The organism is Labilibaculum filiforme, assembly GCF_002843315.1.
Lineage (GTDB): Bacteria > Bacteroidota > Bacteroidia > Bacteroidales > Marinifilaceae > Labilibaculum > Labilibaculum filiforme.
On sequence record NZ_MVDD01000024.1, the window covers coordinates 1 to 25,668 of the forward strand.

Consider the following 25,668-nt stretch of genomic DNA (forward strand, 5'->3'; position numbering starts at 1 on the left):
TGTCTATTGCAACGGGGTTCCACCTCTTCCCATTCCGAACAGAGAAGTTAAGCCCGTTAGCGCCGATGGTACTGCCGAAAGGTGGGAGAGTAGGTCGACGCCAACTTTTAAAAGAGTCTTATTCCAAATGGAATGAGACTCTTTTTTTTATGAAACATTTTGAAAATGATTATTCGTTTGCAAACAAAATATTCGAATTAATATTGTTTTAACAAGGCACAATTGATTTCACGATTTAAGGTGTTTATTGCAACAAGGTTCCACCTCTTCCCATTTCGAACAGAGTAGTTAAGCTTGTTAGCGCCGATGGTACTGCCGAAAGGTGGGAGAGTAGGTCGACGCCAAATTTAAAAGAGTCTCATTCCATTTGGAATGAGACTCTTTTTTTTGTCCTAAAAGCACCTTTCTATTGCATTAGTAGACTCGATTTAGGGATTCGCTACAAGTATTGATTAAAGTAGTTTATAACGCCTTAATAATGGCCTTTGATGGCATTGTCTTTAAAGGCCAAACCTTAGAAAAAATACTATCCAGAGAATGAGTATGACTAAACTTAGCACAGAATTAAGCAGTCAGTGAGACTTTGAAAAGTAGCTAATCAAGTTGATCAGAATCGTTATTTAGAGTTTTAACAACTGGTTTTGAAATGCCAGTGCATGAAGTGGTATTTTTTTAAAGAAAGCATAGTGAATTGAATTGCTTTTCAAAAAGATGAAGCTAAACTTTCGGTTGGATTATTTTTATGGTGAAACGAAAATGCACTTCGGAAAAAGCTTTGCTGATTGCTCAGCTTGTACTGACCGTAATTGAAAATAAAGTCCAACAAGGAAGGTGTTATGATGGATACTTTGTTAGTTAGGATACCATCTGATAAGTGTGCTTTAGTTAATGGAATTCCTAGCAATAAAAACAAATTAGTGGTTTCCGCAGGCAATTGCAGCTAATTGGGCAAGGGGGGATGTCCTGTTATAAATAATGAAGGTTTAAATAACATCATTACATAGTATATTTCGTTAAATACTAACCCTGGTTGATTATTAGTGTTGGTTTCTTATTAAAATGTATAATAGGGTAAAGTAGTATTACTACAGGATAAATTTAACTCATTTAAGTATTTGAAATTATATTAAATTTATGATAATGACAAAAAATTATAAAATGCTTAAAGACTGTGGTTAATGTTATATTGTTTTTATAAAGTATTTCATTTATTGATGGTGGTGATACTAGTATAGTTAGGATGATAGGTTCGAATGAATAGTACAATACTTTTTTTCATATTGATTTGTTATAGCACATAGTTTTGGGTAGAAATACTGGTTTTATTAGGAAAATGTTAGTTGTTAAGTTATACATAAATACGTTCAGTATTAGAATAATATCAAATGCTAATCGCATTTGATATCGTATAATAAATACTTACGCTTATTACAATTTACAAACATTTATTAAACTACTTAAAATTTAAAAGTTATGATTAAATCCGTCAAACAAATTAGTTTGGTATTTTTGGCAGTATTGACTTTAAGCTGTTCAAAGGAAGATGAAGTAGAATTAAATGCAATTGATGCACCTAATTCTAAAGTTGCACTAAAAAGTGTTTCTTATAACGATTATGATTCTGAAAACTATTTTGAAAAACCAAGTGATTTACCAGTGAAAAATTTTACTGGTACTACTAGTACAGAGTTACAAATGTTAATAGATAACAACAAAGAGCATGGAGCTATTATTAAAATTCCTAAAAACATATACGCTTGGGGAGAGGTACAGCTGAGATCCAAAATACAATTAGAAATAGAAAAAAATACAATAATTAAACCTCTTAATAATTCTGTGAAACGACTTTTTAGTATTGGTATTTACGGAACTGGTGAAAGAGTTACAGATGTTAGTATCGTTGGTGATGGAGGTAAATTTACAGTTGATTTATCTGCAAGTGCTAATTTAAACAAACAAATGGCTGTTGTAAAGGTAGGACGAGTTTCTAACTTCAGGATAGCTAATTTTAGGATCAAAGAAAGAAGGACAGCTTTAGCATCTATTTTGGTAAGTTACATCAAATCTGATATCGATAATGAGCCATTTCCAAAAAATGGTGTTATTGAAGAGATTAACCAAATAGGTATTTCTCATACTGGTTATGGATTAGTACAGGGATATTCTGCATCGAAGGTTTTGTTTAAAAACTTAAGTTGTATTGGTGGTGTTACTCTTAGATTAGAGACAGATGATCGAACAATGAAAGGAGCAGTAAAAGATGGTGGCAAAGCATTTGGATTGAACGAAGTGTATGCTTATGGGATTAGATGTACATCTGGTATTTGTCCATTAATGCTTTCTCCTCATTTTTCGCAAAATGGGATGATACATGCCAAATCGATAACTGCCGTGGGATGTGCTTTTGCAGTTAGAGTGGAACAAGGATTTGTTGAAGTTTTCGATACTAACAAAGCATATGCTCCAACTACGGCTGGAGGAATAGAATTTAGAAATTTTATAGCAAGTAAAATTTCTGGTGTTGGAAGTAGTAATAAATTTGTTGGTGCTCAGTATAAAAGAGGGAATAACAATGATCAGTGGGCTATAAGACTTTCAGATGCTTCAATTAATGGAACTCTCGATTCGTATATTAAGACTCAAATTGGCACTTTAAAAAGTGGAATATTTTTAAATACTACTATATCAGAGGTAAAAGCTTTTTATAGACCAACCGATGCTAAATTAAAACAAACATATCTGGCATTTTTTCCTTGTAATGAATGGACTACTAAAATAAAAAGACCAACGGATATCGGAATGGGTAGTGGTTTTGAATATTATGGACCCTCTATGGGATTAAGGTTTGATAATACTGACGGTACTACAAGCAATGGTAACTACGTAATTATTGTGAGTGGTAATGCTATTGGCTTTGGGTCCAATTTAAGAAACGTATTGTATGATACACCTGAAGCTTGTACTAGTAATGCATATGGTTCTATACCAACAACGACTAGTCCTGGTTTATAATGATATTTAATTGAATAGTTGTATATAAGAGGTAAGCATTTTAAGCACTTGTTAAATTTAGGTTTAATAGGTGCTTTTTAATTCTATTTTTAAGGGTATTGAATTCTAGTTTGACTCTGTTAATTACGTGATAAATATCTAATCCGCTAACGGATGCCTAAACTAAGTATTGGTATAGTTCCCAAAAACCTTTGCAATATTAATTTCGTCTAAAACATTTGATTGGTTTTTAAAATTAATCTTGTCTTAAATGATTTTATGTAATTGGGTTTTCCACTCAAACCCGACACCATTTTGTTCATTCAGTATATGATTTCATTTGCATTCAACCGCTACACTCCAATTCTTGTCTTGAAACAAGAAACGAACTAAAGAATTTCAAGGCTACTTATTAAATATTTTCCTGATCTGTTTCAGTCTTAAGTGCGATCAGGTGATTTTCGAAGCATCTGGATCGCTATCGGGACTAACTTTCGGGTCTTTCTAAAGTCTTCGTTCAAAATGCTGGTATTGTAAAATAATTTTACTGTGTATTTACTAATTCATCTGTTGTCCTTTTAAAGTTTTGGTTATTATTTTCTATCCTATTATCAGTTCTCCGTACTTTCCTTTTCTGTAATCTGATTTGGATTCCGCCAATTTTAGTTCCGTTAGGAACGTAGGTATAGTAGAATCTGTATATTTGTATTCCTATTTTCTTTTCTCGCGATTTTAGTTATGGAAACCAGTACGAACAAGTTTTTCGTTTAAGAGAAGCTGGTATTAATTGCCTGATGAAAGTGGATATTTAAAGTATCTATCTGGTTATCAGTTTTAAGATGTGAAAAATAAATTTAGACAGAAACAATAAACACAAATACTAACATACAATAAACAATTATTAAAATGAGTGTTGATTTAATATTTATGCTAACTAGTAATGATAAAACTGTTACAGATGCTAGAAACTATGTGAAAGAAATTGTAGCAGAAGGTGTAAAACATATTGGTTTTAAAGATATTGGTTTGCCTTTTAGTGAATTAAAAGAGCTTACACTTGATTTAAGAAAAGAAGGGGTAAAAGTGTATTTTGAGGTTGTAAGTCTAGATGCGGAGAGTGAAAAAAAATCTGCAAGGCTTGCTATGGAGCTTAATGTTGATTATTTATTGGGAGGGACAAGACCCAATATTATTGCACCTATTGTAAAAAATCATGATTTAAAATACTTTCCTTTTGTTGGGGATGTAGTTGATCATCCAAGCGTGTTGAAAGGCTCAATTGCTGAAATATGTGCACATGCCAAACAAGTTACAAGTATCGATGGAGTTGATGGTTTGGACTTATTGGCTTACAGATTTACAGGGACGGATGTTCCTTTATTAATTAGAGAGGTTTGTAATTCATCAAAAAAACCGGTTATTATAGCTGGTAGTATTAATAAAAAGGAGAGAATAGAAGTTGTGATGACAAGTGGAGCTTCTGCCTTTACGGTAGGAACAGCAGTATTTAATTTTGCTTTTCCAGCTGATAAACCAGGAATAGGAGGACAGGTGAAAAAGATCCTGGATCTTATGTGTAACTAAGGTTTTTTTACGATTCTTTAACACTTGTTCCAATCTGTTAACTTCAATTTATACTAGATTTGTTCCATAGAGATTAAAGATTAGGATTTTTCATAGATTAGATTTAGGATTTTAAATAAATCGATACCCGGCCGAACACCGGGTTTCTTTTTTACCCCACACTTCAACTTACCATATAAATTGACCAAGTCTCTTTTAAGCTTCTTTAACTTCTTTTTCAAGCAATTAACATCTTAATGTTTTACCTTTAAAACAGATTAAAGCTAGTAAGTAGTTTTTTTTATAGATTAAAGATTTAGGTTAGTAATTAGTGGTTTGTGAAAAAGTCTGGTGTGATGCCCAGACTTTTTTCATTTATAGGAATTCATTTTATATTGAAGAGATTAGATTTTTTATAGCAGTAGTAATTTCATGTTTTTTTTGTGTTAACAAATCCGGTTATTTAAGTTTTATTAAGCTTATTTGATAGGAATAGTAAACATATTTTGTAGATTTGACATTACATAGAAATAAATTTTATTCATTCATTAATTAGAATAGTTATATCATGAAAAAATATATTTTAATACTTTTTGTGTTTGTTGGTTTCACTATGAGTGCCCAAAACACTAAGGTTGAGGTGCTAAAAGAGTTTTTAAAAGGAAGCATTCAGTTAGATGCAGGAGCTGTTGATTTAGAACAACCTATTTTATCTTTTAACGAATTGGCTACTACTAAAGCATCTAAAGTTGCAGATTTAACCAAGGAGAATATTGTTGAGGTTTTAGAGGATGCAAAAAACTATGCTACTTGTATTATTACAGTAGGAGAGCATACTATTGTTAAGATTAGCAATTTTGAGGATTGTAGTCCAAGTGGTGCATGGGGAGCATGCATGCCAATGGGAAAAGGCTACATTCAAAAAGCAGGAGTTTTATCGGAAGTGAATGATTACCTTAAAAATATTATTGGTAGACCGGGAACTCAGCAGAGAAAAGTGTTTCTTTTCGAATAGAAATTAGGCTGATAAAATATTTAAAGTCCTGTCAATTAATATATTGACAGGATTTTTATTTTTGAATAACTAATATTTTTTGATGAAGAGTTATTATCGTTTACTCATATGTGTATATCTCGAAAGAAACCCTGCGATTGTTTGCGCGACTTTTAGTATCGGTATTTGCAACTATGGGTTGACTTTCGCCATGAGGAACAACAATAATCTGATTGTCGGGTATGCCGTTTAATACTAAATAGTTTTTAACCGTTAATAAACGCTTATAAGCCAATTCTACGTTCGAACTGTTAGAGCCAATGTCATCGGTGTGTCCGTGCATTTTAAGTGTGTAATTCTGGTTCTTTTGCAGGATAATTATTAAAGTAGCTAGTTTATTTCTAGAATGCTCTGTAAGCGTAAAGTCTCCAAATGAAAAATAGATGTTTTCTAAACGCTGTTCTATCTCTATTTTTTCTTCCTTTTGTTCTGGACATCCTTTATTTTCATAATTTCCTGGTGTTTCCGGACAAAGATCTTCACTGTCAACAATTCCATCTTCATCTGTATCTACCGGACAGCCATTTTCGTTAACTATGTAGTAGGGAGGAGTATTGGGACATTGATCCAATTCGTCCGCTACGCCATCTCTGTCTTGATCCGATTGTTTATCTCTCTTCTCCATTTCCTCCAAGGCTTGTCTTAGGTAATCAATTTTCTTGTATTTTTCGGCGAGCAAGGTTTTAAGGATACTGCTGTCGTTGTTTAAAATTCGATCGGTTTTTTTGCTTGAAGTTATAGGGAGACTAAAACCAAGCAAGAACTCATGATTGTTGGAAGCGTATCGACCGGTTTTTTGGATGCCAAGATCGTAAGAATATCCAATTTTAAAATTTTTTAGAATTTTTACACCTAAATTAAGACCTACCGAGAAATCGTCACGGTAATTAACTGCGAACCAGGCTTTGTCTTTTAAATCAGCAATTACGGTTACATCGTATTGAAAAGGAGTACTGTTGGCATATCTAAATAGTAAATAAGGCGTAATACTGAGATCTTTCACCATATTAATTGGAAATTTATATCCGCTACTTAGTAATAATTGTCTGTTTAGTTGATAGGTGCTTTGTTTGTTGCCACTCGATTCAGAGATTGAATTGTTGAGTAATTGGGGAACAGTGATTCCCATTACAAGCTTATTATAGGTGTAGTAAACACCTAAGTTTGCCATGAACTCAGTGTTTTTGACCTTATTGCTGAGTAGGTACGGATCGGTAGAATTTGCAATAATTCCTGACATATCCATTCGGAAATCGGAAATACCAGCTGCAATACCAAAACGAAGATTGTGTTTATTGTCGAATTTTAAACGATAGGAGTAGCTGAGTAACGCTTGCGTGTTACTAAAAATTCCTACATCGTCGTTAGTGAGGTTTAATCCTATGCCATATTTCCCTTCATTTAAAGCAAGATCAGTAGTAAAAACATGAGTTACCTGACCACCATCAAATCCCATGAATTTTTGGTTGCGAATTAGGTAAGAATTTAATAATCCGTTCGCTCCCGAAGCTGCCGGATTGTATACAACAGGATTAATGTAATACTGATCTAAAAGCGGTACTTGTTGTGCTTTTGCAGAAAAATCAGCAAGTACTATTAGTGTTAAAATAAATGTGATTAGCTTTATTTGAATTCTCATAGTAAGGATTTGTTCCGCTTAATTTTTACCAAGAATAGATAATGTGCCTCTAATTGGTTTTATGGATTCAGATTTAAAATCGATTAGGTAATAGTAGGCTCCATTGGGAAGATTGGATCCGTTATAATTGCCTTTCCAGTCGTTTTGATAAGATTTAGAATAATAAACTTCTTGTCCGTAAATGTTGAAAACGGCTACTTCGGGAGCTTGTAAATCCGACTCGTATTGAAGCAACCATTTATCATTAATACCATCGCCATTAGGTGTGAGTGCATTCCCAACGATTATATTTTTACCATCTTCGAAATGTATTTCGACTAACTGACCCGCATCCGAAGAACGGCAATAGTTTGCATCAACAACCAGTATTTGATAACTTCCTGTTGCTAAATTGGTTAATTCCAAAGTATTATTGCTGGTGGAATAGGTGTCGCCAGGGTCTATCATAAATTGGTAAGGAGGCGTTCCATCGGTTGTACTAATTGTAAGTTGTCCATCATTTGCATAACGAACATCTTTGCTTAGTATTTGTAGTTTTGGATTTAGGTGAACTGTTACTTCCGGTTTTGCAGCGATTAATTCATCAATACAATTGCCAATTGTTATTTTGTAATTAGGTTGTTCGTTGGGTTCTATCTCTTCAAAAACAAGAGCTTCCCCAGATCCAATTATGCTGCCAATCTCTTCATCTCCATCGTGCAACATGTATTCGATCCCTAAAGTAGAGGTAGGTAGCTCGATATCAACTAGTTCTCCTAAGCATATTTCTGCTGGAGTAACAAAGTTTTCCAGCGAAAGCGTTTTAATATCCAATAGATTGATTTGTTTACTATTGTCTAAAATAACATTGTTTGTACAAACAGATTCATGCGCATAAATTTGGTAGAAAGTCGATTTGATAGGACTTACAGATGGAAAATCAATAGAACTTCCATTGCCAATGATATTTGGCCCTATAAAATTATCTCCATTATGTAATCGGTAGAAAATTCCATCTTCGCTGTTTTTTAAAGATAGAATTGTTGTTTCGCCGACACAAATGGTTTCTCGGGAGGCAAAAATTTCAAGATTACTTATTGGGGCATTGTGTACGTCTACATTAACAGTATATCTAATATCTATTGGACTAATACATTTATCTCCTAAAGCTTCAATTCGGTAGGTGGCAGAGGCAGAAGGAATGGTTGGCTCAAAATTTAAGACTTCACTGTTTCCTGTCAAGCTGGATCCAATGGGAGTATCTCCATTAAAAAGTTGATAGGTTACTGATGGGTCGGTAGGAGTTAACGAAATAGTAACTTCTTCGTCTTTACAAATGGTATGTTTATCGATAGTTGGGTGCAAATGATCCTCTGGAGGCAAACCAACCAAAACTTTAGCGGTTTGTTGTAGAGTGGAAGTAGAGGAGCAAATAGTACTGGTTGCTATAATATGATAAATAATAGAACGAAAAGGGGAAAATTCGGGAAATGAAATATTGGAATTATTTCCCTCAATCGAGTTTTCCTGAACGTAGGTGCCATCGAATAGTTGATAGTGGACTCCAGATTCACTATTTTCTATCGATATAATTGTTTTCTCACCAACACAGATTTGATCTTCGGATATATTTACTGTGAGATCAGCCAATGGTTTGTTAATTACTTTTACATGTACAGTTTGCGCCAGCTTACTACTTTCTAATGTTGTTGTATTTGTTGCAGTAATCTCGTATAAGCTCGAAAGCTTAGGATTTATGGTGAAATGTATAGTAGCACCATTTCCTGTTTGTGCACTTCCGATGTTGATACCTTCCGATTGAAGTTGATAGCTAATGCCTGCTTCACTTGTGGCGATATGGATTTGAGTAAGCTCTCCCTCGCATAGGACAGCTTTGTCGATGCTGACTGTTAATGAATTATCAATTGTTGCTGATGGATTCAGACTATTTTTAGGATGAGAATAGCTGACATGTGGATGATGCAAAAATGCAATGTATATAATTAGTAAGACGAATCTTAATTGCATGTATATCTGATTCATTCCTTGTTTGAATTATAGCATGCCTGTAGCATGTTTTAGTTTGCTTAATTGGTAAAATGTGGCATGCAAAGAAGGCTCTTTTAAGAAAAATTAACAATTCAGGAGAGATGTTTTTGATTTTTTAAGAAAAAGGATTGAAATCATTGGTTTTCAGTACGTATATTTATTTATCAGCAAATCATACCAAATTCAGTGGTTTTCAACAAAGATCGAAATGGAGTGTAGATCCGTCTATTTCGTATTAACTTGATATGCAGAAGTTTGATGTAAATTATATTTTTTATTCTTTTACTTTGACAAACTGCGTTAAAATGGAGATAAAAAAGCAAATATATTATGGCAAGGAATGGTGTTTAAATTTATTTGAATCTATATTCTACAGAAGAAGTTCTCCCAATATATTTTTATACATTTGTTTGAACCATTTTAAATAAGAGAATTTGTATGCAAAATGCGAAACAGGAGGAATTAGACCAAAAACAAGATAAATTAGACAGGAGATATGTGAGAATGGCTTTAATTTGGGCTGAAAATTCATATTGTGTAAGAAGACAAGTTGGAGCATTGATTGTAAAGGATCAAATGATTATATCGGATGGATATAATGGAACTCCTTCTGGGTTTGAGAATGTTTGTGAGGACGAAAACTTTCAAACAAAGCCTTATGTTTTGCATGCAGAGGCAAATGCAATAACCAAAGTTGCAAAATCGAGTAATAGTAGCCAAAATGCTACGCTCTATGTTACTGCTACACCATGTATCGAATGTGCAAAATTGATAATTCAAGCTGGGATCGTTCGAGTAGTTTATTCGGAAGAATATCATAGCACAGATGGAAAAGAATTGCTAGAAAGAGCGGGGATTGAAGTGAAGTACGTTAATATAAAAGAATAGATTTTAAAATAATTTTCATGGGAATTGATAACAAAAGAAGTGCAATATTATTTCCAATACTTTTAGCTTTTGCTGTAGTATTAGGAATGGTGTTGAATTCCGTTTTTCAAAAGGGATCAGGGGTTGAGCCTGGTATTTTTAATTTGCCAAGTTCAGGCAGTAAGTTGGATGTGGTATTGGATATGATTGAGAAAGATTATGTGGATACGGTATCGTCTGGCGAATTGGTTGAAAAGGCCATTCCAGCTATTTTGAAAGATCTGGATCCGCATACGGTATATATTCCTGCTAAAGATCTACAACGTGTAAACGAGGATTTGAAAGGTAATTTTGGGGGAATTGGAGTTCAGTTTATTCGCTATCAGGATACGGTTGCTATTGTAAGAGTAATTCCTGGCGGTCCTTCGGAGATTGCTGGAATAAAAGCTGGCGATAGAATTGTTATGGTGGATGATTCGTTGGTTGCTGGTATAGAAATGAGCGATAACGATATTATTGATCGTTTGAAAGGCCCGAAAGGAACTCCTGTAAAGATTGGAATATATAGACGGGGAGAGAAAGCAATTATCGATAAAGAGTTATTGCGAGGTTCGATTCCCGTTGCGAGTGTGGATGTTGCTTATATGCTTTCCAGTAATATAGGATATATAAAAGTGAGTCGATTTGCTGCTACAACTTATTTTGAGTTTTCCGAAGGGCTTCAAAAATTAGCTGCTCAAGGAATGGAAAAGCTGATTGTTGATTTACGGGGAAATACTGGTGGTTATCTTTCCGAGGCTACAAACATGATTAACGAGTTTTTAGCGGAAGGTAAAATGATTGTTTATACTCACGGAAAATCGCAACCGAAGGCAGATTATTTGTCTAATGGGAATGGAAAGTTTCAGGACCTTCCGATAATGGTTTTAATTGACGAAGCCTCTGCCTCGGCAAGTGAAATTTTTGCAGGAGCCATTCAGGATAACGATAGAGGTAAAATTGTTGGTCGAAGATCTTTTGGAAAAGGATTGGTACAAGAACAACGAAGTCTTCCTGATGGATCGGCATTGCGATTAACGGTTGCTAGATATTATACGCCAACAGGTCGTTGTATCCAAAAATCATACGAGAATGGGAAAGAGGATTACTATAATGATTTAAATCATCGTTTTTTGAATGGTGAATTTGAAAAACAAGATTCGATTCATTTTAATGATTCCTTAAAATATAAGACGCCAGGAGGTAACATTGTTTATGGAGGTGGCGGAATTATGCCCGATGTATTTATTCCTGTTGATACTTCTGGTTATTCAAATTATTTTAGAGATTTAAGAACAAAAGGAGTAATCTATCAGTATGCATTCTCTTTTGTTGACGATCACCGCAAAGAGATGTTGGAATTGAAAGATTACAAGTCGGTACTTGCATTTATAAATAAGCAACCTGTAGTTAAGGAATTGGTTGCTTACGCTAAGAATAAAGGCGTAAAACCAGATCCACAAGGTTTGGCTCAATCATTAGATGTGATTGAAATTCAGCTAAAAGCATATATTGCGCGAGATGTAATCGACGACGAGGGTTTTTATCCGATTATTAAAGATTTGGATAAAACCTTACTGGAAGCTGAAGTCCTTTTTAAGTAGTTTTCAAATAAAATACTAGAAGGAAGACCTGCAATTTTGCAGGTCTTTTTTTATTTCTAAAAGTTGGTTTTAAACCTTTTCGAAAAGATCAAGTCTAAAATCCGTAATCGATTTACAGAAGTGCAGTAGTACGAACATTGAGTTTTTACAAAAAATAAATTTGTAATTGTAATAAAAAAAAGAACATGAAAAATATAAAACAAAATATCGCAGTTGTTGGAATTTCTGGCTTACTGATGTGTACAGGCTTTCATTTAAACGCTCAAAATAATATGCGTTCGAAGAACGATTGTTCTAAAAGAATTGAATTCAGCGAGCAACAAAAAGAGCAAATTCAAAAGTCGAAAATTGAATTTGCCAAGGCAACAAAGGATTTGAATAATGAAATGAATGAACTTCGCGCCAAGCAAAAAACATTAATTTCTGCTGACAAGCCCGACATGAAAGCTATTTATGCTAATGTTGATAAGGTATCGGATTTAAAAAACCGTTTAAGAAAAGAGCAATTTGCAATGAGGATGGAAATAAAATCGGTTTTAACCGATGAGCAAAAAGCACAGATGCCAAATGGCAGAATGGAAAATCGGGGAAGGAAACAGAACGAAAAGGGCAAGATGCAAAATGGAAAAATGCATAAAGATGGTAGAGAGCAAGGTCGTAAAATGGAAAATCGATCAGAGTTTGGATTGAAAGGAATGCAAGCATCCCGACCAAATAATAATTGGTTGAATTTTACCGACGAGCAAAAGGTACAAATGAATGAGCTTCGTATTGCGCATCAAAAAGAATCGAAAGAATTAAGGGATCAAGCGGAAATATTGCAGTTAAAGCAAAAGCAAATCATGACATCTGAAACTATTGATAAAGGAATGGTTTTTGAAAATATGGATCAGTTATCGGGAATACAAAATCAATTAGCAAAAATGAAGATTGATCACAAAATGGAAGTTCGTAAGCTCCTAACTGAAGATCAGTTGACTCTGTTTTTAAGTCACTCAGGAATTCGCAAAGGAGCCGGAAAAAGACAACAACATAGAAGTTTGAACAATTAGTTTTTATGCATCAGTGAGTAAGGGTTCCAAGTAATTTGGGACCTTTTTTTTTGAGAAAAATATGATCCTGTAAAACTGTATATATATTTGTAGTATCTTATCAGACTTAAAAAAAATAAAAATGAAAAAATCCTATATTTATTTACTATTCGTTACCGCTTTTATTCTTTGTTCCTGCGGTGAACAAAAGGTAGAGCATGTTAAAATAAAAGTACTTGGCACAAGCGATGTTCACGGGGCTCTTTTCCCCTACGATTTGGTTGGCGATAAGGCAACTTCGTCGTCGCTTGCACAAGTTTTTGCCTATGTAGACGAGCAACGTAAGAAAGGCGATTCGGAAGTTATTTTATTAGATAACGGAGATATTCTTCAAGGCGATCCTTTGGTTTACTATTCTAATTTTGAAAAGACTGAAACTACTCATATTTGTGCCGAGCTTATGAATTTTATGCAGTACGATGCTGCAACAGTTGGAAATCATGATATTGAGCCTGGTCATGAGGTGTATGATAGATTGGTGAAAGAATATCAGTTTCCGTGGATGGCTGCAAATGCGGTCCGAAACTCAGATGGGGAACCCTACTTTCAGCCTTATACCATTATTGAAAAACAAGGAGTGAAAATTGCGGTTTTAGGCTTAATAACTTCGGCAATTCCGAAATGGTTGCCCGAAAAAATTTGGTCGGGTATGCATTTCGAACCGATGCTTGAGTCGGCTCAGAAATGGATAAAAATTATTGAAGAAAAAGAAAAGCCTGATTTTGTAATCGGTCTGTTTCATTCCGGAGCCGGAGAGGAAGAGGAGAAGTTGCAGGATAATCCTGAAAATGCATCCGTATTGATTGCAGAAAAAGTTTCGGGTATTGATATGATAATTTGTGGTCACGATCATCAGGAAAATATTTTGTGGGTAGAAAATCCTGACAAGGAAAAGGTTTTGCTTATTAATCCACAGAGTAGAGCTAATTTTTTGGCCGAAGTTGATATTGATTTTAGTTGGAATAAGGAAGCAAAAAAATACCAAAAGACTTTGACTCCGAATTTAATTGAGGGGAAAGATTTACCATCATCGAAGGAATATGTGGAGCGCTTTCAACCATTGTTTGACGAGGTAAAGAGTTATGTTTCTCGTCCGGTGGGGACTTTTAAAACCAGTATTTCGACAAAAGATGCGATGTTTGGGGATTCACCCTTTATTGATTTGGTGCAAAATATTCAATTAGATTTAGCGGATGCGGATGTTTCTTTTGCTTCTCCACTTTCATTCAATGCAATTATCGATTCTGGAGAGCTTCAAGTGCGCGATTTATTTAATTTATATCGATTCGAAAATTTGTTGTACACCATGAATTTAACTGGGAAAGAGATTCGTGGTTTTTTGGAGTTTAGTTATAAAGATTGGTTTCAACAGATGGAAAAATCAAGCGATCCGATGCTATTTATTGAAACAACAGAAAAAGGAAGCAAATTTACTACGATGTTTTTTAATTATAGTTCGGCCGAAGGTATCGACTATGTGGTTGATTTAAGAAAACCTTATGGCGAAAAAGTGACTATTTTAAAGATGACCAATGGAGAGCCTTTTGAGGAGGCTAAAATGTATCGTGTAGCATTGAATTCGTATCGTGGAAACGGTGGGGGAAATCACTTAACTCAAGGCGCAGGGCTTACAAAGGAGGAGTTAACCTCTCGTGTGGTAAATGCCACCACCAAAGATTTGCGTTACTATTTAATGAAATGGATTGAAGAAAAGGGGACTGTTGATATTCAGTGTAATAATAACTGGAAAGTAATTCCTGAGGATTGGTGCGAGGAAGCCAAAAAGCGGGAATATAAGTTGCTTTACGGAGAGAAATAGTTTCTATTTAATAGTCATATGAAACGTCCATGTCAATGCAATTTTGACACACAGGGAAATGATTATCCCAACATGCTAAGTTCCATATGGCAAAAATTTTAAATTATAATCATATGAATGAAAGGTTTTGTTGTTTCAAACAGCAAAACCTTTTTTGTTATTATGTATGCTGTTAATTTGCTAATTTATATTTATTAAATATACTAACAGTCAGATTCTTTTAAATCGTTTCGTGTAGATGCAGGTTTGTTATATGCTATTCCAGGTGGGGATGCTTTAGATGCTGGTGTTGGATACTATTTGAATCCTAAGTATCAAATTACAGATCAAATTTTATTGGGTGCAAAAGTGGAAGGTGCAGTTTTGGCATCTGCTGATGAGGATGCATTTGATGTTTCGGCTGTTGTTTCTTATGCTGCAACTTTCGATTATTATTTTAATACCAATGCATTTCGTCCATTCGTTGGTATGGATGCTGGGATTTACTCATTAGGAACTATTGAGTTTGATTCGAGTACGGCTTTTGGCGGTGGAAATACTTTAGATGTTACTGGAGATTATGATCTTAGATCTAAATTTGGAATTGCTCCAAAAGTTGGTTTTTCTTACGGTCATTTTGATATGGCTCTTCAGTACAACTTGATTTTCGGTCAAGAAGAGGGATATGATGATTATAACTACATGTCAGTTAAACTTGGATTCCATTTTGGTGGTGGAAAAAAATGAGACTGTATTGTTAAATACAAAAATGAAGAGGATGTCAATTATTGACATCCTTTTGTATTTGATTTTTTTTTCCATCGTGTACTTTGTGAAAGTACTTCGTGTATTCTTTGTGGTAAATTTTTATTATCAATCTGCTTAAATTATATTTCTCAGCGAAATCTGCATTCATTCCTAACATTCATAAATAATTCGAAATATCTCTCTCAAACATTCTTGTCGTTGTTCAATAAATCCCATATGCCCTGAGGTTTGAAGCACAAAAGGAGTTAAGCCATTTTCTTTGGCAATTTCGCCCGCTACTTTTAAAGGAATAAAATTATCCTCTTTTCCCATAATACTCACTTTTGGCATATCGAGGGCTTTCAAAATGTGATTGCGGTCGGGTCGGTTCATCATGGCTTCCAAAGCCGCAATAATACCATGATCGGGTGTTTTGCAGGCAATTTGAGTTACCCGTTCTATTTCATGTGCAAATTTATCGAGATTCTTAGTGGAGAAGGTATTTGGAATACTGTTTTTACAGATTAGTTCCTTTTTTCCTTCTATTACCAGCTCAATTTCGCGTTTTCTATTTTTCTTTTTTTCATCGGTATCCGCATTTGGCGAGGAATGAAACAGGCAGAAACTATCGAGTTTTTCTACGTATTTATCGGCGTAAGCCAAAGCTACATATCCGCCCATTGAATGCCCAATAATATTAATTTTTTTGAGTTGAAGATGGACAACTAAGTCATTTACAGCCTCGGCCATATCTTCTAGACTACAGGTTTTAATTTTTAAATCAGATAATCCATGTCCTGGTAAATCGAGTGTAATTACTCGTGCCAATCTAGAAAGATCGTTGGCAAAAGTTTCGTAGGTTTCCAGCGATTCTAAATATCCATGCAGCAGCACCACGGTGTTTCCTTTTCCTTGGTCACGGTATCGCAGATTGTAGTTTTTTAATTGTAAAAATTGATCCATGTTTTTCGAAAGTATTTTTTAATTTTCAAGCTTACGTTTAGTGCAAATATTCTTTTAGGAACTTTGCTTTTTCAAAAATAGGAGGTTTTGCAGGTTAAAACATTGATATTGGATAGTTGGTCCTCATTTTATTTTTATCCACTTCTCGGGTTTGTGTTTTTTCGACAAAAATTTAGTCTTATTTTTGTAGTTGTACTGTAAATTATGCTGTATTTTACCATCTAAAATTAAAACAGGCAACTAAATTGTGGATTCTAAATTAAAACAATATCTCAAAACCTTGTTCTATAACATACAAATATTTGATAACTTGCGAACTTTATTGGTGTTCAATTAATGAATTAATTCTGTAATTGGTTTAAAATTAGAATTATATCTAGCTTTAGCGCACTTGTTTTTAAGGAACCTAAAGAATTGATTTGTTGTAGAATCAGTCTAAATAATTTGCATATGTTCCTAAATATCGTTTGATCACTCAGGAGCATTTACATTTGTCAATTAATATAGTAAAGCTTACAAAAAAAACAGTCTAATTAAATCTTTAAACTTATGAGCAGTTTTTTAAGTTCATCTATTGGGAAGAAGTTGGTAATGAGTTTATCAGGACTTTTTCTTGTACTATTTATTTTAGTACACCTGATATTGAACTCCTTTTTAATGTTTGACAGCACAGGTGAGCTGTTTAATGCCGGAGCACATTTTATGGCTATGCCGGCTATTCGTTTTGGTTTACAGCCAGTATTGGCTGGTGGTTTTATTATCCATATTATTTATGCGATAATTTTAACGATCCAGAATCAGAAAGCTCGTCCAGAGAAGTATGCATCTCAGGATTTGAAAGAAAGCAGTACTTGGTCGTCACGAAACATGTTTGTTTTGGGGGGTTTGGTTTTGGTTTTCATCGCAATGCACTTAATGCATTTCTTTATTCCTATTCAAATTGAAGGGAATGTACATGATGATTATCAATTAGTGAAAAATCTATTTACAAATGGCTCTATGGGAATGGTGTACACAGGACTTTATGTTTTGGGTGCTATTTTATTAGGATTGCATTTGGCACATGGATTTTGGTCAGCTTTCCAGTCGGTTGGTTTAAGCAACAAACTTTGGAGATCAAGATTGGAAAAAGTTGGTTATATCTATGCAATCTTTGTTGCCGTTGGATTCACAATCATTCCTTTGTATTTACACTTTTTTGCTTAATTGCTAATAATAAAAAACGGTTATGACAGTATTAAATTCAAAAATTCCAGCCGGACCATTAGCTGAAAAGTGGTCAAACCATAAAGCTGCCATTAAGGTGGTTAGTCCTGCGAATAAGAGAAAATTAGATATTATCGTTGTAGGAACTGGTTTAGCCGGTGGATCTGCTGCCGCTTCTATGGCAGAGATGGGATACAACGTAAAAGCATTTTGCTATCAGGATTCAGGTCGTAGAGCTCACTCTATTGCTGCTCAGGGTGGTATTAACGCTGCAAAAAATTATCAGAACGATAACGATTCAGTTCATCGTTTATTTTACGATACAATTAAAGGTGGTGATTACCGCGCACGGGAGGCAAACGTTCATCGTTTAGCTGAAGTTAGTGGTGACATTATCGATCAATGTGTTGCTCAAGGTGTACCTTTTGCACGTGAGTATGGCGGAACATTATCTAATCGTTCATTCGGTGGAGTATTGGTAAGTCGTACTTTTTATGCTCGTGGTCAAACCGGACAACAGTTATTGTTAGGTTGTTACGCTTCTATGAATCGTATGATCGGACAAGGAAAAATTGAGATGCACGAACGTAACGAGTTGTTAGATATCGTTATTATCGAAGGAAAAGCTCGTGGTATCATTACCCGTAACTTGGTTACTGGCGAAATTGAGCGTCATAGTGCTCACGCTGTTGTAATTGCAACAGGTGGATACGGTAATGTATTTTTCCTATCAACCAATGCAATGGGATGTAATGGTGGTGCAGCATGGCAGGCATATAAGAATGGTGCGTGTTTTGCAAATCCATGTTACGTGCAAATTCACCCAACTTGTATTCCAATTCATGGCGAACAGCAATCAAAACTGACTTTAATGTCGGAGTCGTTGCGTAATGATGGTCGTGTTTGGACTCCAAAGAAAAAAGAAGATGCAATTAAATTGCAAAAAGGACAAATCACAGCGAATGATATTGCTGAAGAAGATCGTGATTTTTACCTGGAAAGAAGATATCCATCATATGGTAACTTGGTTCCTCGTGATGTTGCATCTCGTGCAGCAAAAGAAAGATGTGATGAAGGTTTTGGTGTAAACGAAACTGGAAAAGCAGTTTATTTGGACTTTAAATATTCTATCGAAAGATTAGGAAAAGATGTAATTGAAGCTCGTTATGGTAACTTGTTTCAGATGTATGAAAAAATTACAGCATCAAATCCTTACGAATTGCCAATGCAAATTTACCCTGCTATTCACTACACAATGGGTGGTATTTGGGTTGATTATAACTTGATGACTAATGTTCCAGGTTTATTCGCAATTGGAGAGGCTAACTTCTCTGATCACGGAGCTAACCGTTTAGGAGCATCTGCTTTAATGCAGGGTTTAGCTGATGGATATTTCGTATTGCCTTATACAATTGGAGATTATCTTGCTGATGAGATTCAAGTTCCTCGTATCGATGTAAATCACCAAGAGTTTATTAAGAAAGAGAAAGCTGTTACCGATCGTATGACTCGTTTGTACAATATCAAAGGTACTAAGTCGGTTGATTCTTTCCATAAGCGTTTGGGCCACATTATGTGGGAATATGTTGGAATGGCTCGTAACGAAGATGGTCTGAAATTAGCGATTAAAGAAATTCAAACACTTCGCGAAGATTTTTACAAAGATTTACGTGTTCCCGGCGATTACGATGCAATGAATATTGAATTGGAAAAAGCCGGTCGTGTTGAAGATTTCATTGATTTAGGTGAATTGATGGCACGTGATGCTCTGGATCGTAAAGAATCTTGTGGTGGTCATTATCGTGAGGAATCAACTACCGAGGATGGTGAAGCTAAACGTGATGACCAGAACTTTACTTATGTGTCGGCTTGGGAGTATCAAGGCGAAGGTAAAGCTCCTGTTTTGAACAAAGAGGAATTAGTATTCGAGAATGTGAAATTAACTCAACGCTCATATAAATAGGTATGAGATGGGAGATGTGAGAAATGAGGAAATCTGAAATGGTTGAATGATGCATAAGTTCAAAGATTTTATAGTTTGGCAAAAAGCAAGAGAATTGGTAAAAGAAGTTTATCAATTGACTTCTAGCTTGCCAGATAATGAAAAATTTGGCTTGATTTCGCAAATAAATCGCGTATCAGTTTCCATTCCTGCAAATATTGCTGAAGGGAGTGGAAGAAAACCAATATTGATTTTTGTAGATTTCTTGATATCGCGAATGGGAGTTCTTTTGAATTGGAAACCTTACTCATTTTATGTGTAGACTTATCCTATTTTTCAGAGCAGGATTTAATTCATTCTCAAAAGCTTAATCAGGAAATTCAAAAAATGATTTATTCTTTGAAGCAAAAATTAACAAAGTAGCTCATTATCTAATATCTCAAATCTAGTATCTCAAATCTAAAAAAAATGGCAGACAAGATATTAAAAGAATTAACGATAAAGGTTTGGCGTCAAAAGAATGCTAAAGCCCAAGGTAAGTTTGAAACTTACAAAATTAACGATATTTCAACAGGAACTTCATTTTTGGAGATGCTCGACATCTTGAATGAGGAGTTGATTAACGGTGGAACGGAGCCGATTGCTTTCGATCATGATTGTAGAGAAGGAATCTGTGGAATGTGTAGTTTGTTCATTGATGGACGTGCTCATGGACCAGATGACGACATTACAACTTGTCAGTTACACATGCGTAAATTCGAAGATGGAGCAACGATTACTATTGAGCCTTGGAGAGCCGGAGCATTTCCAGTAATCAAAGATTTAATTGTGGATCGTACTGCATTCGAGAAAATTCTTCAAGCAGGAGGTTATATTTCTGTAAACACTGGTGGTGTACCTGATGGTAACGCTATTCCAATTTCTCAGGATGATGCTGAGGAAGCTATGGATGCGGCAGCTTGTATTGGTTGTGGTGCTTGTGTTGCGACTTGTAAAAATTCATCGGCAATGTTGTTCGTTTCAGCAAAGGTATCTCACCTTGCTAAACTTCCTCAGGGACGTATTGAAGCAGCTCGTCGTGCGAAGAGTATGGTTGCAAAAATGGACGAAATGGGATTTGGTAACTGTACCAATACCGGAGCTTGTGAAGTAGAATGTCCTAAGGGAATTTCTATCGCAAACATCGCTCGTTTGAACCGTGAGTTCTTAGTAGCAAAAATTAAGGATTAATTTAGACTGTAATCCAAATATCGAGAGCGTTACCTAAGGGTGACGCTCTTTTTTATGCAGTATTTTTTGAGAATGATATACCAGTGCGAATATTTTGGTGTTCTGCACCGCCATATTATAATTGTAGAATCGGATTTTTTTAGCGACAGATTCGCGTAGCACTTACAGATAGATAAATGGTAGTATTTTTAAGGTACAGAGCATCGCAATTTCTTATTCGATGGGATTTATGGCTTACTCATAAGCAAATAAGATTTTCTCTTTGTAAGAAATTGGATTTAAAATAGATTGAATTGGTATCATTTCAAGATCCTTTTGATAAACTTCAACCGAAACAGAAAAAACTCCCTGGTTAATATTACCAATCTCTTTTATTGCCGATCTGGATAGATCAATGATTCTGCCTTTCACAAATGGTCCGCGATCGTTAATTCGGACGATTACAGCCTTGTTATTTTCGGTATTAGTCACTTTTACCCAAGTACCAAAAGGAAGGCTCCTATGCGCCGCTGTAAAGTTTTCGTGCTGATATAATTCACCACTAGATGTTCGTTTTTTTTCAAATTTGTTTGCATAATAACTGGCTTTTCCAATTTGATTGGATTCGGGTGGGTTTTGAGCGTGAGAATTAAGATTTAAAAGTACAAATGAAACCAATAGAATAAGTTGTGGCAAAGAAGAAAGTCTACACATGTCAGAAAGATATTGAATAAATGGTTTACTTGTAAAAATTGATATTGAAGAAAAAAAAATCCGGTTACGAAACCGGATTTTAATTTCTTAGTAATGGCTATTAGCTAGCAGACTGATTCATATAGTATGCTTCATGAGCTACTTTGTTCACTACGTGATTCACAAAATACATATCGTACATAGAGCTGAATATCTCAGCCATTTTATCCAAAGTATCTTGTCCTAACAGTTCCGAAAGAACAACAACAGATTCATCAGCAAAAGTGATTTTTAGATCAAGACCTTTTTTACAGAAAGCAAGCTCCGATTCCTCTGTTTCAGCAGTAGCTTGAACCACCTCAATAACAGCATCTTCTTCTAAAGTTCCGTCACGATACACTTGATAATCATCGTTTTCTGAATTTTTTACAATTTTAATAATTCCAATAGAAAGTGCATACTCAAAAGAGCCACGATTTTCACCATCTCCTTTTGCAAATTCTACCTCTTCTTTAAACAGCACATCTTCTCCTTTTTTTAAGTTGTAGGAATAGGAAAGTGTATCACCATGAGAAAATTCAACCCCAACCGAATAGGTATCGGTAAACGAATATTTAGACTCATACTTAAAATTTTGATTGCTGGCGATCGCCCAATCAACATATAATTCTCCGGCATCTTCTCCTGCTACTTCAATAGCAGAATTTAAAAGGTAGTTAAAACTAAATCCTTGATCAGCAGAAAAAGAATAGTTGTACTGCGAGGTAGTAATTACAAAATCGTTAACCAAAGCTTCGTCGCCTTCTTCCTCTAAATATAGATTCCAGGGATTACCGGCTTTTTCTTTTGGCAATTTGACAATAAATTTTTCACTGTCACCAGTTTTTGTAAATTTAGTTTGGAAATACATTTTGTTTGCTGATGTTTCTTCTGGTATAGCAGGACTATATTCATAAACACCTTTTACATCATCGAGAGTTATATTTGCAGAAAACTTTGTATCGTCCCCTTCTTCTTCCGAACCTGTTTTAGTGGCTGGTTCGTTCATGGTTACGATACCAAATCCTTTTGAGCTTGTGATTTCGTTTACTGCATTGCTCAAACTTACGGTCTTTTCTTTTAAGGATTGCTCCAAAGTAAGATCTTTCTCCTGATTATTATCTGAACTATCCGAACAGCTAAAAAGAACTGTTGAGAAAAATAATAATACACCAACGGCAACAATGTTTCGTTTCATATCAAAAAAATTTAAATTAAGTTTCTAAATCAGATTGTAGTGCTTCTGCTACAAAATTTGTTTTAAAATTAACGCTAGTTGCTTGTGCAAATTCAATACCAATTCTCTTTGTTGTGGGTGTGATATTCCTCACGAGTAACGTAATGTATTAGTAATGAATTAAAAGCAAGCTTTAATGTGAGTTGGATAAAAGTCAATTGATAGCTTATCTCAATTTATATTTGTAGAGAATTGTAGATGCTTGTGTAGAATTATTCTACAAAGATTGTGATTAAATTTTGCGGGTAATTGTGGAGTGGATTTCTTAGTAGTAACTGTTATTCCTTTTTTCTGTTAAGTAAGTTTTTCAAATTTTGGAAAGCATTAATCAGAAGCGTATAAATAGCTTTTATAGCTATTCGAACAACTAGCATCCCTAAAAAGCCGGCAATTAAAATTAGAATGTAATTCATAATGTTTTGTATCTGTTAAGTAGGTTGGTAAATTACTTAATTACAATTGAATGAATATATTTTGGAATAAGCGTTGTGATATGCTTTTTAATGTGATTAGTCTCTGTTTAATCAGGAAATTTGGTAAATTGAATTAATTAGGATTGCTTACTCGAATTTACGGAGGTAGTATTTTTTTTCGTCTGAAAGGTAGTACCCTAGAACAAAATGATTGTTAATTTTGAATATGGTTTGAGTCGTTTGAGGGGTTTTAATAGTATCAAGAAACTCTTTTATTTTGTCGAAAGGATTTTGACTGGGATCACCAACTATATGTTCCAGGTTTTGTTTATCAAATAAGCATTTGAAATAAACTGAACGGCTATTTGTATAGGAAGAATAGGAATTCATTGTATAATTTGGAACAGCATAGTAAGCACCACCAGAAGCTAAAGGTATAGCAACAGCTCCAACAAGTCCCATAGCAATCATATTTCCTGTAGAAGGAGATGCTTTAATTCCTCCCAATAATACTTCAAGTTTATTACCTGTTTCATATACACTAATTCCTAGAGAACCAGCAAGCAATTTTCTTAATACCTGTTTCGTTTTTCCTAACTCCCTTTCGCTATCAGTAAACCCTTTTCCATCTATTTCTTGTATTAATGCAGAGTTTTTGAAGGAGATTTCATCTTCGCCTTTTACTCTATATGTTTTCAGTAAGCTATCGGTTTTAAGGCTGTTAATTGTTAAGCATAACTCTTTTTTGTTTACAATTAGCTGATAAAGCTTATCCATATGGATGTATGAATTAGATAATGCATTGGTTCTATTTGAATGGTCAAGAGGGTCTTGATTGTAGTTTTTTATTTTGTAGGTGTAATTGTTGAGGTTAATGGTTATTAGTTTCGTTTTGTCCTTTTCATTGTCAAAGCTCAATACAATTTGATCATCGTAACAATAAACTTTGTATTGTTCCGATGTTATATCTAGTGAATTAGGATTATTGTATTCGATTTTTTTAAAGCTTGTCATTGTTGCTGATCTATCGGGAGAGTCATATAAATCGTCAGCAATACGGTAGGGTTCTGAATTTGGCGAAAGTATTTCTGTAAAATCATGCTCAATACAAATTCCAAGTTTATTATCCTCAAATACCCGTAACTTGTATATCGAAGAGTAATTGGTTCGACTTAAAATGTAGAGTTTGTTTTTGTAACAGATAGATTGAAGATATTCTTCGGTGTTGAGTTTGAAAGGAATTCTGTATTCCTTACTTGTATTGTTTATTAAATCGATAGACTTAACTAAGAATTCTTTGTTTCGTTTGTTCGTAAAAAAAAGATTGTAATTGTTTTGATCGACTGTATGCCCAATTAAAATTTTAAATTTTCCGCTTGGCCTTTGGCACTTGAAGGTATTTAATGGCTTATAAGTTTTATTATAAGTCAATGCATTAATAGTATCACTATCAATTAAGAATAATGTAATTTTTCCTGAAAAATCATCTACTACCGGATATACATCTCTTTTATCGGATAGGTAAGACCGAAGGTATATATCTTGTTCTAGTAGAATATCTTGAGAATAGGAACTATTAACAAATAATAGTAGAAGAAATAAAAGGGTAAATTTTTTCATTGAGCTAGTATTGTTGACTTTTTAATTTGGCAAATTTGAATTGTATTTACTATTGCAACTTGAAGTTAACAGGTGCAATATTGTATACTTTTACAACTTGGCCATTTTTAAAAGCAGGGGTCCAATCCTTACATTTCTGAATTGCACTTATGGCCGCTTCATTAAAATATTGATTTTCTCCCTTTAGAATTTGAATTTCAGTTGGAATTCCATGCTCGTTAATCGCAAAAACAACCAAAACCCGACCAGTAATTCCATTTTCTTGACAAATTGTTGGATACACAATATTATTAGCCAAAGCTTTGGAATAAGCTTCTTCGCCACCGGTATATACGGCTAAACTATCCGCATTAGCGTATGTGTTAGTAGGTAAGTGTTTTTCATTCGAAATAATGTACGATTTTGTCATTGTTTCTTCCTTGTAAATACTAATGCCAACAATATCACCATCGTTTAAATTTTGCCATTGTCCAACTCTATGCAGTGGGAACCTAGTTCTGCTTAAGCCTTTGTTTATTAATTGGCCCTTGTGGTTAAATTCTTGTACCTCGTACCCATCGTTTATTTTTTTATACGATCGTTGGTAACAATAGCTACCATTGCTAATCTTATAACTTCCGTCTTTTTGCAGTTTAATTATTTCGGTTTTATCTACTTTCCACTTGTTCTCTTTCCACGAACAAGTCATCATGATTGAGGACAGCTTATTTTTTCTTTGAATAACAATTTGCTGATCTGCACCTTCGCATGTTGTTTGTGGTATATATTTTTTATAATAAACAATAGTATCTTGTTGTGGGAATGCAAATTGTGTGCTAATTAGTAGGAATAGAAAGCTTAAAACAGTTCTCATAAATTTGTGTTTAGTATAATACAGGAATACAAATGTACTATTTATTTACATATTTTGGTACAGTAGGCGAAT

Annotated in this window: 18 protein-coding genes, 2 rRNA genes and 1 pseudogene; 14 read left to right on the forward strand and 7 right to left on the reverse strand. The window is 34.5% G+C overall.

Annotation, left to right across the window (positions count from 1 at the left end; all coding sequences use genetic code 11):
- The 5 genes from rrf (BZG02_RS18820) to BZG02_RS18840 form a co-directional block, all read left to right on the forward strand.
- Positions 1–106: ribosomal RNA gene (rrf, locus tag BZG02_RS18820) — 5S ribosomal RNA — on the forward strand; the annotation flags it as partial.
- Positions 107–236: 130 nt separating this feature from the next.
- A 5S ribosomal RNA gene (gene rrf, locus BZG02_RS18825) occupies positions 237–347 on the forward strand.
- Between the two features lie 1,126 nt (positions 348–1,473).
- The gene (locus BZG02_RS18830; RefSeq protein ID WP_101263299.1) at positions 1,474–3,012 is read left to right on the forward strand and encodes a hypothetical protein; all 1,539 of its coding nucleotides are present in this window, start codon (positions 1,474–1,476) and stop codon (positions 3,010–3,012) included.
- An 885-nt stretch (positions 3,013–3,897) separates the two neighbouring features.
- A complete protein-coding gene (locus BZG02_RS18835; protein WP_101263300.1) occupies positions 3,898–4,575 on the forward strand; it encodes a 4-hydroxythreonine-4-phosphate dehydrogenase in 678 nt (225 codons plus the stop codon).
- 547 nt (positions 4,576–5,122) lie between these two features.
- Complete coding sequence (locus tag BZG02_RS18840; RefSeq protein ID WP_101263301.1) at positions 5,123–5,569, forward strand: hypothetical protein; 447 nt, start codon at positions 5,123–5,125, stop codon at positions 5,567–5,569.
- A gap of 100 nt (positions 5,570–5,669) precedes the next feature.
- On the opposite strand, the gene BZG02_RS18845 is transcribed toward BZG02_RS18840, so the two are convergent.
- Together BZG02_RS18845 and BZG02_RS18850 are read right to left on the reverse strand one after the other, a co-directional pair.
- A complete protein-coding gene (locus BZG02_RS18845; protein ID WP_101263302.1) occupies positions 5,670–7,247 on the reverse strand; it encodes a PorP/SprF family type IX secretion system membrane protein in 1,578 nt (525 codons plus the stop codon).
- 18 nt (positions 7,248–7,265) lie between these two features.
- On the reverse strand, positions 7,266–9,269 hold the full coding sequence (locus tag BZG02_RS18850) for a gliding motility-associated C-terminal domain-containing protein (protein ID WP_101263303.1): 2,004 nt from the start codon (positions 9,267–9,269) through the stop codon (positions 7,266–7,268).
- 444 nt (positions 9,270–9,713) lie between these two features.
- On the opposite strand from BZG02_RS18850, the gene BZG02_RS18855 reads away from it, so the two are divergent.
- The 5 genes from BZG02_RS18855 to BZG02_RS18875 all read left to right on the forward strand — a co-directional run bounded on the left by BZG02_RS18855 (position 9,714) and on the right by BZG02_RS18875 (position 15,421).
- Positions 9,714–10,163, forward strand: coding sequence for a deoxycytidylate deaminase (locus BZG02_RS18855; RefSeq protein ID WP_101263304.1), 450 nt, complete (start codon positions 9,714–9,716; stop codon positions 10,161–10,163).
- A 17-nt stretch (positions 10,164–10,180) separates the two neighbouring features.
- Positions 10,181–11,785: a S41 family peptidase gene (locus BZG02_RS18860; protein WP_101263305.1), complete on the forward strand. Its 1,605-nt coding sequence runs from the start codon at positions 10,181–10,183 to the stop codon at positions 11,783–11,785.
- Between the two features lie 185 nt (positions 11,786–11,970).
- Entirely contained in the window at positions 11,971–12,837 is an 867-nt protein-coding gene (locus BZG02_RS18865) for a periplasmic heavy metal sensor (RefSeq protein ID WP_101263306.1), read from the forward strand.
- Between the two features lie 121 nt (positions 12,838–12,958).
- On the forward strand, positions 12,959–14,695 hold the full coding sequence (locus BZG02_RS18870; RefSeq protein WP_101263307.1) for a bifunctional metallophosphatase/5'-nucleotidase: 1,737 nt from the start codon (positions 12,959–12,961) through the stop codon (positions 14,693–14,695).
- Positions 14,696–14,941: 246 nt separating this feature from the next.
- Positions 14,942–15,421 carry a hypothetical protein gene (locus tag BZG02_RS18875; protein WP_101263308.1) on the forward strand — a complete coding sequence of 160 codons (480 nt, stop codon included), beginning with the start codon at positions 14,942–14,944 and terminating at the stop codon, positions 15,419–15,421.
- A gap of 171 nt (positions 15,422–15,592) precedes the next feature.
- Here BZG02_RS18875 and BZG02_RS18880 read toward each other — a convergent pair whose 3' ends face one another.
- Positions 15,593–16,384, reverse strand: a complete 792-nt coding sequence (locus BZG02_RS18880; RefSeq protein WP_101263309.1) for an alpha/beta fold hydrolase — start codon at positions 16,382–16,384, stop codon at positions 15,593–15,595.
- 549 nt (positions 16,385–16,933) lie between these two features.
- Between BZG02_RS18880 and BZG02_RS18885 the strand changes: the two genes are divergently transcribed.
- The 4 genes and pseudogenes from BZG02_RS18885 (at position 16,934) to BZG02_RS18900 (ending at position 20,762) form a co-directional block, all read left to right on the forward strand.
- Positions 16,934–17,590 (forward strand): succinate dehydrogenase cytochrome b subunit, encoded by a 657-nt coding sequence (locus BZG02_RS18885; RefSeq protein ID WP_101263310.1) that lies wholly within the window; start codon positions 16,934–16,936, stop codon positions 17,588–17,590.
- A gap of 22 nt (positions 17,591–17,612) precedes the next feature.
- Positions 17,613–19,553 carry a fumarate reductase/succinate dehydrogenase flavoprotein subunit gene (locus tag BZG02_RS18890; RefSeq protein ID WP_101263311.1) on the forward strand — a complete coding sequence of 647 codons (1,941 nt, stop codon included), beginning with the start codon at positions 17,613–17,615 and terminating at the stop codon, positions 19,551–19,553.
- A gap of 49 nt (positions 19,554–19,602) precedes the next feature.
- A pseudogene (locus BZG02_RS18895) lies at positions 19,603–19,955 on the forward strand (four helix bundle protein).
- A 45-nt stretch (positions 19,956–20,000) separates the two neighbouring features.
- Positions 20,001–20,762 carry a succinate dehydrogenase/fumarate reductase iron-sulfur subunit gene (locus tag BZG02_RS18900; RefSeq protein WP_101263312.1) on the forward strand — a complete coding sequence of 254 codons (762 nt, stop codon included), beginning with the start codon at positions 20,001–20,003 and terminating at the stop codon, positions 20,760–20,762.
- A 234-nt stretch (positions 20,763–20,996) separates the two neighbouring features.
- Here the strand turns inward: BZG02_RS18900 and BZG02_RS18905 are convergent, their stop codons facing one another.
- From BZG02_RS18905 to BZG02_RS18920, 4 genes are all read right to left on the reverse strand, one after another.
- Positions 20,997–21,455, reverse strand: coding sequence for a septal ring lytic transglycosylase RlpA family protein (locus BZG02_RS18905; RefSeq protein WP_101263313.1), 459 nt, complete (start codon positions 21,453–21,455; stop codon positions 20,997–20,999).
- Between the two features lie 100 nt (positions 21,456–21,555).
- A complete protein-coding gene (locus BZG02_RS18910) occupies positions 21,556–22,671 on the reverse strand; it encodes a hypothetical protein (RefSeq protein WP_101263314.1) in 1,116 nt (371 codons plus the stop codon).
- A 599-nt stretch (positions 22,672–23,270) separates the two neighbouring features.
- On the reverse strand, positions 23,271–24,743 hold the full coding sequence (locus BZG02_RS18915) for a hypothetical protein (protein ID WP_101263315.1): 1,473 nt from the start codon (positions 24,741–24,743) through the stop codon (positions 23,271–23,273).
- A gap of 49 nt (positions 24,744–24,792) precedes the next feature.
- Positions 24,793–25,596 (reverse strand): energy transducer TonB, encoded by an 804-nt coding sequence (locus BZG02_RS18920; protein WP_101263316.1) that lies wholly within the window; start codon positions 25,594–25,596, stop codon positions 24,793–24,795.
- Between the last annotated feature and the right edge of the window lie 72 nt (positions 25,597–25,668).